This is a genomic window from Altererythrobacter chaiwopuensis (genome assembly GCF_054957755.1).
This window is the reverse complement of record NZ_JBTXJG010000001.1, coordinates 1,342,790-1,359,152: the sequence shown is the minus strand read 5'-3', so window position 1 is coordinate 1,359,152 and position 16,363 is coordinate 1,342,790. Positions and strand designations below refer to the sequence as shown.

Annotated in this window: 19 protein-coding genes; 5 read left to right on the top strand and 14 right to left on the bottom strand. The window is 62.0% G+C overall.

What is annotated here, in order from left to right:
- The first annotated feature begins 7 nt into the window (after positions 1-7).
- Positions 8-1,546, top strand: a complete 1,539-nt coding sequence (locus ACX2DJ_RS06680; RefSeq protein ID WP_462571684.1) for a TadA family conjugal transfer-associated ATPase — start codon at positions 8-10, stop codon at positions 1,544-1,546.
- Positions 1,547-1,555: 9 nt separating this feature from the next.
- Here the strand turns inward: ACX2DJ_RS06680 and ACX2DJ_RS06675 are convergent, their stop codons facing one another.
- Positions 1,556-1,798: a hypothetical protein gene (locus ACX2DJ_RS06675; RefSeq protein WP_462571683.1), complete on the bottom strand. Its 243-nt coding sequence runs from the start codon at positions 1,796-1,798 to the stop codon at positions 1,556-1,558.
- Positions 1,799-1,879: 81 nt separating this feature from the next.
- On the opposite strand from ACX2DJ_RS06675, the gene ACX2DJ_RS06670 reads away from it, so the two are divergent.
- The 3 genes from ACX2DJ_RS06670 (at position 1,880) to ACX2DJ_RS06660 (ending at position 3,226) form a co-directional block, all read left to right on the top strand.
- Complete coding sequence (locus ACX2DJ_RS06670; RefSeq protein ID WP_462571682.1) at positions 1,880-2,788, top strand: DMT family transporter; 909 nt, start codon at positions 1,880-1,882, stop codon at positions 2,786-2,788.
- Positions 2,789-2,855: 67 nt separating this feature from the next.
- Positions 2,856-2,984: a hypothetical protein gene (locus tag ACX2DJ_RS06665; protein ID WP_462571681.1), complete on the top strand. Its 129-nt coding sequence runs from the start codon at positions 2,856-2,858 to the stop codon at positions 2,982-2,984.
- Positions 2,985-3,097: 113 nt separating this feature from the next.
- Positions 3,098-3,226, top strand: coding sequence for a hypothetical protein (locus tag ACX2DJ_RS06660; RefSeq protein ID WP_462571680.1), 129 nt, complete (start codon positions 3,098-3,100; stop codon positions 3,224-3,226).
- A gap of 16 nt (positions 3,227-3,242) precedes the next feature.
- Here ACX2DJ_RS06660 and ACX2DJ_RS06655 read toward each other — a convergent pair whose 3' ends face one another.
- The 13 genes from ACX2DJ_RS06655 to ACX2DJ_RS06595 all read right to left on the bottom strand — a co-directional run bounded on the left by ACX2DJ_RS06655 (position 3,243) and on the right by ACX2DJ_RS06595 (position 14,760).
- Positions 3,243-3,836, bottom strand: a complete 594-nt coding sequence (locus ACX2DJ_RS06655; protein WP_462571679.1) for a DUF938 domain-containing protein — start codon at positions 3,834-3,836, stop codon at positions 3,243-3,245.
- A 23-nt stretch (positions 3,837-3,859) separates the two neighbouring features.
- Entirely contained in the window at positions 3,860-5,413 is a 1,554-nt protein-coding gene (locus ACX2DJ_RS06650) for a long-chain-fatty-acid--CoA ligase (protein WP_462571678.1), read from the bottom strand.
- A gap of 84 nt (positions 5,414-5,497) precedes the next feature.
- Positions 5,498-5,950 carry an ABA4-like family protein gene (locus tag ACX2DJ_RS06645; RefSeq protein ID WP_462571677.1) on the bottom strand — a complete coding sequence of 151 codons (453 nt, stop codon included), beginning with the start codon at positions 5,948-5,950 and terminating at the stop codon, positions 5,498-5,500.
- A 149-nt stretch (positions 5,951-6,099) separates the two neighbouring features.
- A complete protein-coding gene (locus tag ACX2DJ_RS06640; RefSeq protein WP_462571676.1) occupies positions 6,100-6,792 on the bottom strand; it encodes an NAD(P)H-binding protein in 693 nt (230 codons plus the stop codon).
- Positions 6,785-7,945: a deoxyguanosinetriphosphate triphosphohydrolase gene (locus tag ACX2DJ_RS06635; protein WP_462571675.1), complete on the bottom strand. Its 1,161-nt coding sequence runs from the start codon at positions 7,943-7,945 to the stop codon at positions 6,785-6,787. The genes ACX2DJ_RS06640 and ACX2DJ_RS06635 overlap by 8 nt, the downstream gene beginning before the upstream one ends.
- 101 nt (positions 7,946-8,046) lie before the next feature.
- Positions 8,047-9,021 carry an alpha/beta fold hydrolase gene (locus ACX2DJ_RS06630; RefSeq protein ID WP_462571674.1) on the bottom strand — a complete coding sequence of 325 codons (975 nt, stop codon included), beginning with the start codon at positions 9,019-9,021 and terminating at the stop codon, positions 8,047-8,049.
- Positions 9,018-10,031: an SO2930 family diheme c-type cytochrome gene (locus tag ACX2DJ_RS06625; protein WP_462571673.1), complete on the bottom strand. Its 1,014-nt coding sequence runs from the start codon at positions 10,029-10,031 to the stop codon at positions 9,018-9,020. The genes ACX2DJ_RS06630 and ACX2DJ_RS06625 overlap by 4 nt, the downstream gene beginning before the upstream one ends.
- A complete protein-coding gene (locus ACX2DJ_RS06620; protein WP_462571672.1) occupies positions 10,028-11,230 on the bottom strand; it encodes a parallel beta-helix domain-containing protein in 1,203 nt (400 codons plus the stop codon). The genes ACX2DJ_RS06625 and ACX2DJ_RS06620 overlap by 4 nt, the downstream gene beginning before the upstream one ends.
- A 55-nt stretch (positions 11,231-11,285) precedes the next feature.
- On the bottom strand, positions 11,286-12,731 hold the full coding sequence (locus ACX2DJ_RS06615) for an NAD(P)(+) transhydrogenase (Re/Si-specific) subunit beta (RefSeq protein WP_462571670.1): 1,446 nt from the start codon (positions 12,729-12,731) through the stop codon (positions 11,286-11,288).
- Positions 12,731-13,015: an NAD(P) transhydrogenase subunit alpha part 2 gene (locus tag ACX2DJ_RS06610; RefSeq protein ID WP_462571669.1), complete on the bottom strand. Its 285-nt coding sequence runs from the start codon at positions 13,013-13,015 to the stop codon at positions 12,731-12,733. The genes ACX2DJ_RS06615 and ACX2DJ_RS06610 overlap by 1 nt, the downstream gene beginning before the upstream one ends.
- Before the next feature lies 1 nt (position 13,016).
- Positions 13,017-13,436 carry an endonuclease domain-containing protein gene (locus ACX2DJ_RS06605; RefSeq protein ID WP_462571668.1) on the bottom strand — a complete coding sequence of 140 codons (420 nt, stop codon included), beginning with the start codon at positions 13,434-13,436 and terminating at the stop codon, positions 13,017-13,019.
- A 75-nt stretch (positions 13,437-13,511) separates the two neighbouring features.
- Positions 13,512-14,633, bottom strand: coding sequence for an NAD(P) transhydrogenase subunit alpha (locus ACX2DJ_RS06600; protein WP_462571667.1), 1,122 nt, complete (start codon positions 14,631-14,633; stop codon positions 13,512-13,514).
- Positions 14,634-14,637: 4 nt separating this feature from the next.
- On the bottom strand, positions 14,638-14,760 hold the full coding sequence (locus ACX2DJ_RS06595) for a hypothetical protein (RefSeq protein ID WP_462571666.1): 123 nt from the start codon (positions 14,758-14,760) through the stop codon (positions 14,638-14,640).
- A gap of 156 nt (positions 14,761-14,916) precedes the next feature.
- Here ACX2DJ_RS06595 and ACX2DJ_RS06590 point away from each other — a divergent pair, with 156 nt between their 5' ends.
- The gene (locus ACX2DJ_RS06590) at positions 14,917-16,338 is read left to right on the top strand and encodes a sigma-54-dependent transcriptional regulator (protein WP_462571665.1); all 1,422 of its coding nucleotides are present in this window, start codon (positions 14,917-14,919) and stop codon (positions 16,336-16,338) included.
- Positions 16,339-16,363: the final 25 nt, after the last annotated feature.

The following is a 16,363-nucleotide window of genomic DNA, read 5'->3' as shown; positions in this document are numbered from 1 at the left end:
CCAGGGAATGAGTGCATTCGGAAAGAAATCCGGACCTGCGGGAATGAAGCCCGGTGCACGCCCTTCCTTTGGCGTGGCACGCCCTATGAAGGGCGGCGACAAGTCTCCCCTGGGCGAAAGCGGCGGCGCGCAGTTTCCCCCGATACCCGGTGCCGGTGGATCAGCCACGCAAGTCCCGGCAGCTGCCCCCTCTGGCAACGCCAGGCCGGCAACCACTGAAGAGGCGATGAGCCGCCTCGACGATCGCGCCAATATGGTCCACGAAGATGTGGGCGTAGGCGGGTTCGAAGCCAGCATCCACAAGATCAAGGAACAGGTGCTGCCGCGCCTGCTCGAACGCGTTGACCCGGAAGCGGCTGCCACGCTTTCGAAGGAAGAGCTGTCGGAAGAATTCCGGCCGATCATCATGGAAGTGCTGGCCGAGCTGAAGGTCACGCTGAACCGCCGCGAACAATTCGCGCTGGAAAAGGTGCTGATCGACGAGCTTCTGGGCTTCGGCCCGCTGGAGGAATTGCTCAACGATCCCGATATCTCGGATATCATGGTCAATGGCCCGCAGCAGACCTATGTTGAAAAGAAGGGCAAATTGCAGCTGGCTCCGATCCAGTTCCGCGACGAATCGCACCTGTTCCAGATCGCCCAGCGCATCGTGAACCAGGTCGGGCGCCGCGTAGACCAGACAACACCGCTTGCCGACGCCCGCCTCAAGGACGGCAGCCGCGTCAACGTAATTGTGCCGCCGCTGTCATTGCGCGGGACGGCGATCTCGATTCGCAAATTCTCCGAGAAGCCCATCACCATCGACATGCTGAAGGAATTCGGCTCGATGAGCGAAAAGATGGCGACCTGCCTGAAAATTGCCGGTGCCTGCCGGATGAACGTGGTGATCTCTGGCGGTACCGGTTCGGGTAAGACGACCATGCTCAACGCCTTGTCGAAGATGATCGATCCGGGCGAGCGTGTGCTGACCATCGAGGACGCGGCCGAACTGCGCCTGCAACAGCCGCATTGGCTACCCCTCGAAACGCGTCCGCCGAACCTTGAAGGCCAGGGCGCAATCACGATTGGCGATCTGGTCAAGAACGCCCTGCGTATGCGGCCTGACCGGATCATCCTGGGCGAAATTCGCGGCGCGGAATGTTTCGACTTGCTTGCCGCGATGAACACCGGCCACGACGGATCGATGTGTACGCTGCACGCCAACAGCCCGCGTGAGTGCCTGGGCCGCATGGAAAACATGATCCTGATGGGTGACATCAAGATCCCGAAGGAAGCCATCAGCCGCCAGATCGCCGAATCGGTCGATCTGATCGTGCAGGTGAAACGCTTGCGCGACGGTTCGCGCCGTACCACCAACATCACCGAAGTCATCGGGATGGAAGGCGATGTGATCGTGACGCAGGAGCTGTTCAAGTTCGAATATCTGGACGAGACCGATGACGGCAAGATCCTGGGCGAATTCCGTTCCAGCGGTCTGCGGCCCTATACGCTTGAAAAGGCGCGCCAGTTCGGCTTTGACCAGGCGTATCTCGAGGCGTGTTTATAGTTGCGCTAGTCAGCTCCCGAACAGTGCCGCTGGCAGTGAAAGCGCCAGCAGGCCCCCGCCAATAATCGCGCTGGCCATGAAGATCATCGTCCACGGCACCCAACCAACCTGATCGAGCCGGTCGAGCCGCTTGCGCCGAACGCGCATACGCTCCCCCAGCAAGGCAAGCAGCGCAAGCGCGACAAACACTGCTCCGGCCAATGCCACCAGCTCCGCTTCGCTGGCAAAAGTGAAGAATCCGGCTCCCGGCATCAGGCGCAGATGGGGCAAGTTCCACCATCAGGCAATCCCGCAAGGCTTGCGCATCGGCCAAACCGCCTTACAGGCAGCGGCGTGACCGCCAATGCCCCCGCCCAACGCCCACTGTTCGCGCTGTTGCTCAGGCTGGCGGCAGCGGCCATGCTTTCGCTGATGGTCGCTCTGGTCAAACTGGCCAGCGAAAGCGGGCTGGCCCTGCCCGAGATCCTGTTCTGGCGGCAATTGCCAACAATACCGCTGATATTTCTGATGTTCTGGGCCACCGGCAAACTGGGAAATTTCAAATCAAGGCGCCTGGGCCAACACGGCCTGCGCGCCACATTGGGCCTGATCGGTATGACGCTGAATTTCGGCGCGGTCACGCTGCTGCCTTTGGCTGAAGCAACCAGCTTCAATTTCACTGCGGCAATCTGGGCGGTGATCCTGTCGGCGCTGATATTGCATGAAAAAGTGGGTATATGGCGCTGGGGTGCGGTGCTGCTGGGGTTTGCCGGCATAGTGGTGATCGCGCAGCCGGGAGACGGCCACATTCCAATGTTGGGCGCCGGAATTGCGCTTGGCGCTGCTTTCATGATCGCGCTGATATCGATCTATATTCGCGACCTCACCAAAACCGAGGATTCGCTCACCATCGTGTTCTACTTCGCATTTTTTACGGTGCCGGTGCTGGCACTTTCCCTTCCCTTCGTGTGGCAGACCAAGAATGCAGAGCAATGGTTCTACCTTGTCGCGCTGGGCATAAGCGGCCTTTTGGGCCAATATCTGCTCACCAGCGCGCTGCGTTATGGCACCGTCGCCAGTGTGATTGTGATGGATTATTCGGCACTGATCTGGGCCACCCTGCTGGGATGGTCGCTGTTCGACCGGCTTCCCCCTGCAACCACCTGGCTGGGCGCCCCGCTGATCATCGGCGCAGGATTGCTGATCGCCTGGCGTGAACACCAATTGTCGCGCCCGGCGCGCAACCTGGCGGCAGGGCCTTAGGAACCACTTGCATTCGCTGCGCGTTTAGACGCTAGTGAGGGTATTGGAACAACGAAAGGAATCTAGCATGATCCGCAAGACAATCATTGCCGTGGCCCTGGCCGCGATGACCCTCAGCGCAGGTGCCTGCAACACCGTGCGCGGCGCTGGTGACGACCTCAATAGCGCAGCCGACGCGGTCGACGAAGAAATGTGATTCAATCCCTTGCAGCACGCAAAAAAGGGGCTCGCCATAAGGGCGGGCCCTTTTTTGTTGCCCGAGCCGCGAATTCGCGCAATTCTTCTCGCTCAACTAGTAAGGTTCATCACATGAGAAGCAAGATCACGGCCGCAGTGCTTATGGGCACATTGCTTGTTTCCATCACCGCCTGCAACACTGTGCGCGGTGTTGGCGATGATCTCAAGTCGGTCGCCGATGCGGTCGACGAAGAGACCTAAGCCCGTCGGTAAACCCCTAATTGCGCCGATAAACCAAGGTGAGATTGTTGGCGGGCATTGCGTGCCGCGCCATGCGTTTGAAGCCCTTGCCTTCAGCCAGCCTGTCCATCTGGGCCAGATCGCGGATCCCCCACTGTTCGTTCCTCGCTCGCAGGCTGAGGTCGAAATCGATGTTGGATCGGGCCGGTTCGCTCCCTTCCTCGAAATAGGGCCCGTAAAGGATCAGCGGCGCACCGCGATCGAGCTTGCGCTCGGCCTCGGTAAACAGCCCGACCGTCGTCGACCAAGGGCTGATATGCACCATGTTGACGCAGAGAATCGCGTCAGCGCGATCAATCGGCCAACGTGGCGCAGCAGCATCCAAGGCTATCGGAGCACGCAGGTTCTCGCCGGAAAAATCGGCCCGCCAGGCCGCGATCGATGCCAGTGCATCCGGATCGGGATCGCTTGGCTGCCAGTCTATCTGAGGGAACACCCCTGCAAAATAGAACGCATGCTCACCTGAGCCACTGGCGACTTCGAGCACCAGGCCGGCAGCCGGCAATTCACCGGCAAGAACAGTGGCCAAGGCTTCACGATTGCGAGCGACTGCAGGTGCGAATTTCTTCATGGGCCGACGACTTCCAGTTGGGCTCAATTGACCTGCCGTTCCTGCCCGTCCCAATAAGGTTTGCGCAGTTCACGCCGCAGGATCTTCCCCGACGGATTGCGCGGCATTGCCGCGATAACATCCACGCTTCTGGGCGCCTTGAACGCGGCTACGCGCTCGCGCGCATAAGCGATGATTTCAGCCTCGTCGATTTCATGGCCCGGCTTGGCGACGACGCAGGCTTTAACCTCTTCCCCCCAGCGCTCGCTCGGCACGCCGATCACCGCAACTTCCGCGATTGCGGGATGGCCGAAGATCGCATTTTCGACCTCAGCTGGATAGACATTCTCACCGCCCGAGATGATCATGTCCTTGATCCGGTCCTGGATATAGATGTAGCCGTCTTCATCCATCACCGCCGCATCGCCCGTGTGCATCCAGCCATCGCGCAGCGCCTCGGCGGTGGCGTCGGGCAATTGCCAATAACCGAGCATGTTCGACGGGGATCTGACCGCAACTTCGCCAATTTCGCCGCGCGGCACTTCGTTTCCTTCGGCATCGACCACCTTGATCTCCACCCCGGGCACGGCCTTGCCCGCTGATCGCATTCGCCGATTGCCTTCAAGCACATGATCTTCCGGCGGCAGGCTCGAGATCGTCCCCGAAGTCTCGGTCATGCCATAGGCCTGCAGGAACCCGGCATTGGGCATTGTACGCACCGCTTCCTTGAGCAGTTCCAGCGGCATCGGCGCAGCGCCATACATCAGATATTTGAGGTGGCTGAAATCGGTTTCCTTCGCCTGCGGGTGCTGCACCACCATCTGCAGCGCGGCGGGCACGATGAACATCTGCGAAGCGCCCTTTTCGATCGCTTCGAGCACACCAACCGGCGAGAATTCAGCCTGCACAAGCGAGCGGATCCCGCTGGCGATGGCAACATTGACCAGACCGGTTCCACCGATATGCGCGCAGGGCATGGCAACCAGCATGCAGTCATCCGGCTCATAGAACGACCACGGAAGCCCGGCTTCGATGGCGTGATTGCGCAGGCCCAGCAAATTGCCGCTCGCGAGCAGCGCGCCTTTGGGATTGCCGGTCGTGCCTGAAGTATAGAGCTGTAGCACGGGATCGCTTGCAGTCGCAGGCGTGTACTCACTTTCGACCTGCTGCGGCAGCAAGGCACGCATCTCGCTTTCGGAAAAGACCGTTGGTGCTGCAGGCAGACCCGGCGCGATCTTGCGCGCTGCATCGGCAAATTCGTCACCCGTGAAGACCAGTTTCGCACCTGTATCCTTGAGGATAAAGGCAACTTCAGCGGGGGCGAGCCGCCAACCGACCGGCACCATCACCACGCCGCAGCGCCCGGCGGCGAGATAAAGCATGAAATAGAGGTCGGAATTCTTGCCGAGCCACGCCACCCGGTCGCCGGGTTTCAGGCCCTGGCTCCAGTAGAAATGGATGATCAGTCGGGTCAGCCGATCAAGTTCGGCAAAACTGGTAATCCGGCCGTCCTGCTCGAATGCAGGGCCGTCAGGCCGTTCGCTGGCCCAGAAATCCAGGATTTCGTCAAACGTGGTGAAAGTGTGATAGCCGTTCATAGTCTCTCCGCCTCATTTGGGCGCCTGCACGCCGCTCATGCCTACAAAAGGCAATGCAGCACCCATGGTTCCCCGTTATCCCGTCTATGACCAGCGGCCGCTTGCACGCGCGCGCGGCTCGCGGACCAGCAGCCAGGCGAACAACCCCAACGGCCCGGCCACAAAAGTGGCCAAGAGGATTGGCGCCTGCACAATTCGCGAGAAGCCCTTGGCATCCGCGTCGCGTGCGATCCACAGTCCCACAAAAAGGTCGAAGGCGAGGTAGTGGACCCAGCCGAGCGTCAAGCCGCCCTTGGCCGAAAACAGCGCCTGGACACCCTCGATCGAGTTGAAATTGCCGCCCTCCATGCTCCCGCCGGGATCGGCCCACCCCGCCAGCAGCGAGAGCAATATTCCGGCATAGAGCATGCTCAGCAGCGCTACTCCGAGATACAGGATCGCGCTGAGCAGCGCGGGCCAGCGCGGCAGCAGGATCAGGCACGCCCAGGCGATCAGAGCCATCATGTTGGCCGCTCCGAATATCGCATCCCAGCTCATTCTTCTTCTCCCGCTGCACTGCGCCGCCAATAGGCTGCAAGCACGCTGCCGATCTCCACAAGGCAGGGCACACCCCCGCATTCATTGAACGCGGGTTTGGCTTGCGCGATGATCCCGGCACATGGCTTAGCGCGGGTTGTTTCAGGTGGCTAGCCGCCCAGCTTCACCCATTCGCGCGCCGAACGGCGGATCGAGTCATTCTCATGCGTGAAGCGCCCGCCCGCGCGCCGGCCGGCAAAGCCGATCGCGCCCTGCGCCACGGCAATCGCGTCTATCGAGCGAAACTTGCGCCACTTCCCGTTAAGGAAGGGGTCAACGATCGGACTGGCGATGATCCCCAGCCGCTCCCCCAGCCGCCGATCGCCACCGCGCTCACCCTTGAGCAGGCCGGGGCGCAGCAGGTCAAGCCGCTTGAACCCCACTTTGGACAGCTCTGCTTCGACCTCGCCTTTGACCCGCAGGTAGAAGTTCCTGGACAGCGGATCGGCGCCAACCGAGCTGACCGCCACTAGCCGCTCTACGCCTGCGGCCTGCGCCGCGCGGGCAGTATCGAGCACCAATTTCTGGTCCACCGCGCGGAAAGCTTCCTCGCTTTCACCAGCCTTTTTCCATGTAGTGCCCAAGGCGCAGATCAGTGCAGTCGGGCGCAGTGCCCCGAACACTTCGCCCCAATTGCCCGGCTCGGCCACGAACAGTTCCATCCGCGCGCCCTTGGGCAGCTTCACCTCGCGGCGCGCAACCGCCACCAGCCGCACGTCACTGCGGCCCATGCAGGCCCGGATCACCTGGCTGCCTATCAACCCGGTTGCGCCCACCAGCGCGATCCGCAATGGCTCAGACATTGGTTAGCCCCCGTGGCCGCTCGCCATAGATTGCCGCGCAGCGCTCGATCGCAAAGCGGTCGCTCATCCCGGCGATGAAATCGGCGATGATCCGCGAACGGCCCGGTTCGTCTGCGGGCAAACGCTCGCGCCACTCCTGGGGCATCAGCCCGGCGTCTTGTGCGTAGGCAGCAAACAGCCGCGCAACCACATCTCGCGCCCGTTCGGCTGCAGAGACCTGTTCGGGGTGGCAATAGAGCCGGTCATACATGAAGCGTTTGAGCCCGCGTTCGGCCTCTGCCATGCCAGGCGAGAAGCCGCCCAATTGCCGCCCCGCACCGCGCACTTCATCGACTGAGCCTGCGTCCTTCACTTGTTCGCGAGTGTGGGTGATTACATCATTGACCATCAGCCCGATCTGGTCGCGCACCAGTTCGCGCAAAAGGCGGTCATGTGGCTCATGCGGGTGGCGCCGCTCAACCTCGCGCCACTGCTGCGCAAGGAAATCGACCTCGAGCAGATCGTCAAGCGTCAGGAAACCGGCACGAAGGCCATCGTCGATGTCGTGATTGTCATAGGCGATATCGTCCGCCACAGCCGCTACCTGCGCTTCCAGCGATGGCCATTGGCCCAGCTCGAGCGGGAAAGCTTCGTCAAGCTCGGCAAGCGCCCAATTTGGCGCAATCACCGGCCCGTTGTGCTTGGCCAGCCCTTCGAGCAGGTCCCATGTCAGATTCAATCCTTCATGCCCGGGATATGGGCTCTCCAGCCGCATGATGGTGCGCAGCGACTGCGCATTGTGATCAAACCCGCCATGTCGCGCCATCGCCTCTTCCAGCGCACCCTCCCCCGCATGGCCGAAGGGTGGGTGGCCCAGGTCATGCGCCAGGCACAATGCCTCGGTCAGATCCTCGTCGAGACCCAGAGCACGGGCGATCACCCGGCCGATCTGCGCCACTTCCAGGCTGTGCGTCATCCGGGTGCGATAGTGATCGCCTTCGGGCGCGATGAACACCTGCGTTTTCGAGCGCAGGCGGCGAAAGCTCATCGAATGAATGATCCGGTCGCGGTCGCGCTGAAACTCGCTGCGCGGTCCGCGCGCACCAGCGCGCTCTTGCGGAAATTCGCGGCCCGGGGTTCGGGCAGGATCTGCGGCGTAAGGAGCGCGGGTCATGAGTGCAGGCCGATTAGGTCACCACCAGCGGGTGGGCAACGGGAACAATCGGGCAACACCGGCCAAACCGGTCCGATACACGTCAGGATGTGGCAGAAGCATCAGCCGGCGGGTGTCAATTGGGTCAATTGCTCAAGCCACAAGCGCAGATCGTCAACGCTTTGTGCAGCGTTTTCCTGTTGCGGGATATGTCCAATGCCCTTGTATGAAATGAAGCTGCCGTTGGGCAGGTGCTCCGCATACCACCTGCCCGCAGCCAGCGGAATCAAGGCATCCTCTTCGCCCCACATCACCAGCGTGGGCACATCGAGCGCCCCGATCTCTTCAGCCGAAAAGGCCTGGCGCGGTGTGGCGAAGCGCTGCATTGTCGCATGAGGATTGCCCGGATAGCGCGCGAGTTCCCAATAGCGGTCAATCTCGGCGTCGGTCGCGATTGCCTGGTTCGACACCGATTGTGCAAGGCTGCGCTCAAAGATCGAACGCGTCATGAAATGTCTCGCCAGGTCACGAATTACCGGGGTCTGTGCAATGCGGAACCCCAGCGGCGGCGGCCCGTCGCGCTCGATGGGGGCGCCGCTGGCATCCACCAGCACCAGGCCGGCAAGACGGTCGGGGTGCTTTATCGCATAGCCCGCAGCGATCCATCCGCCCATCGAATTGCCTGCGACCACGAATTGCTCAAGCCCCATGGCATCGGCCACGGCGTCAAGGTCAGCAGTGAAGCGGTCGAGCGTATAGGCGCCGTCAGGCGCCGGGCCGGTCAGGCCATGGCCGCGCTGATCATAGCGGATCACCCGGTATTCGCCGCGCAGTGCCTCCACCCAGGGCTGCCAGGTGTGGAGATCGGCGTTGGAACCATGCAGCAGCACGATCGCGGGCGCACCGGGATTGCCATTTTCCGGCCCCTCGTCGCGCAGATGCACGCTCATCCCGTTAGGCAGTTCGACCATCTGCGATGGCGCGGCCCCGTATTTGGCGCGCATTTCATCGGGATCGGTATCGGGCACGCGGAAAATGAGGAAGGCGATCGCCAGGATCGCGGCGATCACGGCCAGGATTTTCGCGAAGCGCTTCATTTTTCCATCTCCGCAATCCATTTGCGCACAATCGCAACACCGTGGGGGTCGACTGTGGACTTGCCCAGTTCAGGCATGGCGACGCCCGGCTCGACTGAGTCCATCCGGTAAAGCAGGATCGATTCATCCGGCCTGCCCGGCACGATCGAGAATTCATGCCCGCCCGCGCCGCGCCCGGCGGCAACCGGGCGCTTGAATATCCCGAAGGAATGCGGATCGTTCTGCTCCCAGCGCAGATCGAGCCCGGAATTGGACGCAGTCGCCCCCGGTTGGTGGCAATGCGCGCAATTGACATCCAGATAGGCACGCGCGGCCACTTCGGGGCTCTGTGCGGCGCGCGCTTCCCACAATGGCATGGCGTCGCTTCCGGCTGGAACCGCATCGAGATGCCCGGCGCTGACGAAGCCAGCCAGCCAGCCAGCCGACAAATTGCGCGCCTTGGGACCAATGGGAACCACCTCGCCATTGAGGCCGTGGCATTCCTTGCACTGGTTCTTGTTGGGAATGCGATAGCTGATCTGCTCGCCCGCAGGCGTGGTCACTTCAAGCCGTGCCCCCGCTACCGCCAATGTCGCCTCGGTCTGCGTCTCGTTCCAGCGATAAGGCAGGGCCACCCAGCCATCGGCACGGTGCAACATCACGCGGGTCTCGATCAGGCGACGCTCGCTCCCTTCACCGAAAGCGAACGTCTTGATCAAGGCGCTGCCAACCGGAAATTGCAGCAGTCCGCCTCCATCTGACAGCGCCTGCTTTCCCGTCGGCACATAGGCGAAGCGCAGCTTTTCCGCCCCATCGGAATAAAGCGGCACGTTGAGCCGATAAGGCACCACGCCGGGCGCCGGGAACTGCGCCGCGCCATCGGCGAAGAAACCGTATTCCGACAACGTGCGAGGCAATCCGTCCTGCAGGATTGCCGTGTCTGATACTCCGGGCGAGGCCAGTTCTGCCTGCGCCATGGCACCGCCCAGCGCAGCTGCGCCCGCCGCCAGTAGTAACAGGCCCCGTTTCACTTCAGCCGCGCTTCCAGTTCTTGCGGCGCGCCAGTGACTTCGGGCAGGGATGATGGATCGCCCACCGGGGCTTCAAGCGGACCGGGCGTCGCTTCGGCCAAGTCGGCACCCTGCCGCGGCAGGTTGAGCGACCAGCCCGCAGTGCCCTCTGCCACGCTCAGCGCGGTGCTGCCAGGCTCGGCCAAACCGTCCCACAGTACCGGCGGCAGCGCTCCGCCAAATGCCGCAAGCAGGGCTTCTGCTCCATCGAGATCGGGCCTTTGGCCACCCTCTTCATAGATATTGTTGCCGATCACCACATTGCGCGGAAATGGGTTGTAGCGCTCGTCGTCGAACGGCAGCGTATAGGCGACGACCATGATCTGCGACGTGTCGTTCTTCTGCAGGACATTCTCATCGACCAGCACGTTCTCGTTGGCCATGACCAGAATGCCTGTGCCGCGCTTCACCCCGCCCACGATGTTGCCAGGAGGGGCGAAATTGTCGACATCGTTCTGCACCACCAGGTTGCGGCGAACCACCACGTCGCCGCCGCCCATCACCGGCAAGCCGGGCAGGTCAAACACCAGAATGCCGCCGGTGTTGTTAGTGGCGAGGTTTTCCTCGACCACTGCATTGCGGCTGTTCTCGATCTCGATCCCCGCGACATTATACTGCACCAGCGAGTGGCGCACGGTGATGTCGCGGCTCTGGCCGACATAGATGCCGGCATCGGATGCGCCCGATACCTGGCTTTCGGCCACCAGAACGCCGGTGCTTTCAACCGGGTAAATGCCATAGGCGCCGTTGGTGCTGAGCGGCCCGCCGGTCCAGGTGACGCGAATGCCCTGGTAAACGATATTGTCCGCGCCCTTGGACTTGATCCCGTCGCCCTTTGGGTTCTCGACCGCGAAATCGCGCAGGGTGACATTGTCGGACGTGACCAGCAGCCCCTCGCCCGCGTCTTTCTGCGCGGTGAAATCAAGCACTGTGGCGTCAGCCCCCGCACCGCGCAGCGTTACCCCGTCGACATCGAGGCTGAGCCCGTCGGTCAGTTCGAACCGCCCGGCTTCAAGTTCGATCTCGTCACCCGGCGCGGCCAGGATCAACGCTTCCTGCAAGCGTTCCTGCGCGCCTTCGCCGGGGGCAACCGTGTGGACTTCTGCCAAAGCCGGTGTCGCGCTTGCCAACAGCGCCGCAGCAAATGAAATTCGGATCATCTTAAGCTCTCCCCTGCAACATATAGTGCCGCAAGGGAGGCGAATTGCAAGGGCGCTAATCCAGCGCTTTCACGATTTCCTCGACCATCTTCTTGGCATCGGCCAGCAGCATCATGGTCTGGTCCATGTAGAACACGTCATTGTCCACGCCGGCATAGCCCACTCCGCCCATGCTGCGCTTGATGAAGAAGACCTGCTTGGCCTTGTCGACATCGAACACGGGCATACCGTAGATGGGGCTGCTCTTGTCCGTCTTGGCGGCCGGATTGACCACGTCGTTCGCGCCAATGATGAAGGCCACATCTGCTTGCGCGAATTCGCTGTTGATGTCCTCCAGTTCGAACACCTTGTCGTAAGGCACGCTGGCTTCGGCCAGCAGCACGTTCATGTGCCCCGGCATGCGCCCGGCCACCGGATGGATGGCATATTTTACCTCGACGCCCTTTTCCTCCAGAAGATCGGCCATTTCCCTCAGCGCGTGCTGCGCCTGCGCCACCGCCATGCCATAGCCGGGGATGATGATGACCTTTTCCGCCTGTTCGAGCATGAAGGCCGCATCCGCCGCGCTGCCCTGCTTGTAGGGGCGCTGTTCGCGCCCCTCACCGCTTGCTGCAGCGCCGCTGTCGGTGCCGAATCCGCCTGCGATCACCGATATGAAGCTGCGGTTCATCGCCCGGCACATGATGTAGCTGAGGATCGCGCCCGAGGAGCCTACCAGCGCCCCGGTGATGATCATTGCCGTATTGCCCAGCGTGAAGCCCATCGCCGCCGCTGCCCAGCCGGAATAGGAGTTGAGCATGCTGACAACGACCGGCATGTCTGCCCCGCCGATGGGGATGATCAGTAGGAAGCCGATGGCAAAGGCGAGCACCGTCAGTGCCACGATCAGCGGCAACGTTTCGTCCGGCCCAGCCATCGCGAACAGCGCGGTCAATATGATGATCGCGGCCAGCGTGCCCAGGTTGATAACATGCCGCATGGGAAGCAGGATCGGCGCACCGCTCATCTTGCCTGCCAGCTTGGCAAAAGCAATTACCGAGCCGGAGAAGGTGATCGCGCCGATGGCGATGCCGAGGCCCATCTCGATCTTGCTGACCGGGGCAATGCCGCCTTGTGGCAGCAGCAGGCCGAAGGCGCCGGGATTGAGATAGGCCGCCCAGCCCACCAAAACAGCGGCGAGGCCGACCAGCGAGTGGAACGCGGCGACCAACTCGGGCATCTGTGTCATCGCGATGCGGCGGGCGATGGTGAATCCCACGATTCCGCCCAGAAAAATGGCAATCCCGATCTCGGCGATATTGGCAATGTCGTGGGTAATCAGCGTGGTTGCCACCGCGATCAGCATGCCTGCCATGCCGAAGCGATTGCCCGTGCGGCTGGTGGCGGGGCTTGAAAGCCCGCGCAAGGCGAGGATGAAGAATACGCCCGCCACGAGATAGGCCACGGCGACCCACGGGTTCACCGGGCCGTGTGCGGCCCCGCTTGCAAGGAAGGAGAACATCACTTCTTCTCCTTCTTCTTGTACATCGCCAGCATTCGCGCCGTCACCGCAAAGCCGCCGAAGATATTGACGCTGGCCATCGCCACCGCAGCAAGGCCGAGCCATTTGGCAATCACGCTGCCTGCTTCAGCGCTGGCGATCAGCGCGCCGACGATGATCACGCTCGAGATCGCATTGGTCACTGCCATGAGCGGCGTATGCAGCGCAGGCGTGACCGACCACACGACGTAATAGCCGACAAAACATGCCAGCACGAAGATCGAAAGGATTGAGATGAAGTCCATTTCAGCAAGCGACTCCTGAAGGGTCTCCCCCTTTGGGGGAGGTGGCAGCGCGAAGCGCTGACGGAGGGGGCTCTGGCATGCAGAGCCGAACTATCCCATCAGCAACAGCATCGGGATCCTTGAGCACGTCAGCTGCCAGTACCCGGACAATTCGAAATCCCTGAGACCTGAGCCAGGCATCCCTGCGTCGATCCCGGTCTGGATTGCCATCCATGTCATGTGAAATGCCGTCGATTTCGATCACCAGCCTGCTGCTTGCACAGAAGAAGTCGACAATCAGGTTGCCGATCGGGTGTTGTTTTCTGAATTTCACGCTCATCGGCCTGATTCTCAGCCGGTGCCACAGCAATCCTTCGGGCAAAGACATTTCGCGGCGCAGATTGCGCGCCTTTTGCAGCGACTCCGGAGTGTGGTTTTCCAAGTCAGTCCCCCTCCGTCAGCGCTTCGCGCTGCCACCTCCCCCAAAGGGGGAGTCTCTTGGAGGGTGCACAGCAAATCACCCCTTCAGCCTCTCGCTCACCACTTCGCCGCCCTGCGTCAGCCGAACGGCATTGCCGATTTCCTCATCAAGCACCGGACGGCCCTGGTCCTTGTCCCAAAAGGCGGAGAGGAAATTGTAGTGATTGCGCGCGAACAGCGCGCTGGCATCTGCCGCCAGATGCGCGGGCGTGTTCGAATAGCCCATGATCGTCACGCCATGACGCACCACCAACTCATCGGGCTTCGAGCCTTCGACATTGCCGCCTTGCGCCACTGCCAGATCGAAGATCACGCTGCCCGGCTTCATCGTCGCGATCTGAGCGTCGGTAACAAGCCGTGGAGCAGCACGCCCCGGAATCAAGGCAGTCGTGATGACGATATCCTGCTTGGCGATATGGCTGGAAACCAGTTCGGCCTGCGCCTTCTGGTATTCTTCCGACATTTCCGTGGCATAGCCGCCCGCGCCCTCGCCTTCGATCCCTGCGACTTCCTCAACGAAAATCGGCTTGGCACCCAATGACTGGATCTGTTCCTTGGTGGCTGAGCGCACGTCAGTGGCGGAAACCTGCGCACCCAGCCTCTTCGCGGTGGCAATCGCCTGAAGGCCGGCCACGCCCACGCCCATCACGAACACGCGCGCGGCCTGCACAGTGCCTGCGGCTGTCATCATCATCGGGAAGGCGCGGCCATAATTGTCCGCCGCCGCAATCACCGCCTTGTAACCGGCCAGGTTGGACTGGCTCGAAAGCACGTCCATGCTCTGCGCGCGGGTGATCCGCGGCATGAATTCCATCGCCAGCGCTTCGAATCCGGCCTTGGCATAGGCTTCGACCCGATCTTTCTGGCCGAAGGGATCGAAAGTCGCCGCCACCCATGCACCGGGCTTTGCGCCAGCCAGCAGGATCGGATCGGGGGCCTGAATGCCCAATATGATGTCTGCGCCCTTGACCGTGTCCGCCGCCGACCCGACACTTGCGCCGGCCTCGACATAGGCGGAATCGGCAATCGCGGCGGATTCGCCGGCCCCGGATTCGACTGCCACCTCTGACCCCAGAGCGGCGAATTTCTTCACCGTTTCAGGCGTCAACGCCACGCGCCGCTCGCCCGCGGCGCGTTCCTTGAGAACCGCTATCCGCAACGGATCAATCGGCAATCAGCGTGAGAATAACCAGTGTGATCACCGCGATCACCGGAACGGCCCATTTGAGCAATGTAATGAAGCCGCCATAGGTCTTCTTGGCCGATTTCATGTCATGCGATGCCATTAACGCGTCCCCTGCGTAAAAATTGAGAGTGACAGATCCTCTATCGCGCAAATCGAGCGATCACAAGGGACCCGAAAAGTGCCAGTCACCCTTAATAGGGTCTTTACCCGCCTCGGTTATTGTTCGCTTCTGTTTCACAGCGGGACGGTTTTGACCATGGCAAGCAGCGAGCAGCGCGTGCTGATGCTGATAGATGACGAACCGGCGCAATGCCGGTTGATCAGTGCGCTTGCCGCGCGCGAAGGGTGGCGCACGGTCATCGCTGGCGATCCGGACACCGCGATTGCCATGCTCGGCACGCGCGACGGGATGCAGCTGTCCGCGATCGTCCTTGACCAGTGGGTGCCAGGTGACGACGCCTGCAACCTGATCGAGGAACTGAAGCGCCGCCGCCCTGCGCTGCCGATCCTGATGTTGACTACCAGCGCCTCGCCGCTGCTGGCGGTCGAAGCCATGCGGGCCGGTGCAACGGATTACCTGATCAAGCCGGTCGCGCCCGATCGCTTTCTGGAGGCGCTGCGCGCATCGACCGAAGGCGACAAGTCGCAAGACGAACTGCAGCCCCTGACCGAGAAGATTCCGGCCAAACTCGATTTCGATGCCATGGTCGGCAATGAACCCAGGTTCCGTACCGCGCTGGCACAGGCGGCCAAGGCTGCACGCGGCCATGGCCATGTACTGATCGAAGGCGAAAACGGCACCGGCAAGGATATGCTGCTGCGCGCGATGCATGCGGCAAGCCCGCGGGCAAAAGCTCCGTTGCGGATCATCAATTTGGCCGGCGTGCCGTCCAATTCGATCGAATCGGTGCTGTTGGGGCATGAGCCAGGTGCCTTTGCCGGGGCTTTTGACCGCCAGATCGGTGCCCTGCAGCAATGCGATGGCGGCACCCTGGCGCTCGACGAGGTCGATCGGCTGTCTGAACACCTGCAGGAAAAGCTGCTCGAGATTCTGAAGACCGGGATCGTGCGCCCGCTTGGCGCGAGCCATGGTTTCCGCGTCGATGTGCGCCTGCTGAGCGCGGGGAACCTGCCGCTGGCGAAGCTTGCCGAGGCCGGCAAGTTCAATGCCGCATTGCTCGATCTGCTTTCGCACACGACCATCCAGCTGCCACCCCTGCGCGAACGCGCGGGCGACATTCCCGCGCTGACGCGCCATTTCCTTGCCCGCATCGGCGACCAGCCCGGCCTCAGGCATCTTTCGATCACCGACAGTGCCCTTATGCTGCTCAAGGCCTATGACTGGCCGGGCAATGTCCGCCAGCTCCAGGCTGTGCTGTTCCGCGCTGCGGTGTTCTGCGACGGTGAAGCGCTGACCGCCGATAGCTTTCCGCAGCTGAGCGAACTGCTGGGCGAGCAGCCACAGGACAGCGACAGTTCGATCCATGACGGTGCGGGCGTGCTGCTTTACACCGAAGATGGCAATCTGCGCCCGCTCGAAGAGATCGAAGCCGATGTCATTCGCCTTGCAATCGGGCACTATCGCGGCCGCATGACCGAGGTGGCGCGGCGGCTCGGCATCGGTCGCTCGACACTCTACCGCAAGCTCGCCGATCTGGGCATCGACAACGCCGCCTGACCAAGCCTAGATTTGCTTCCGCACG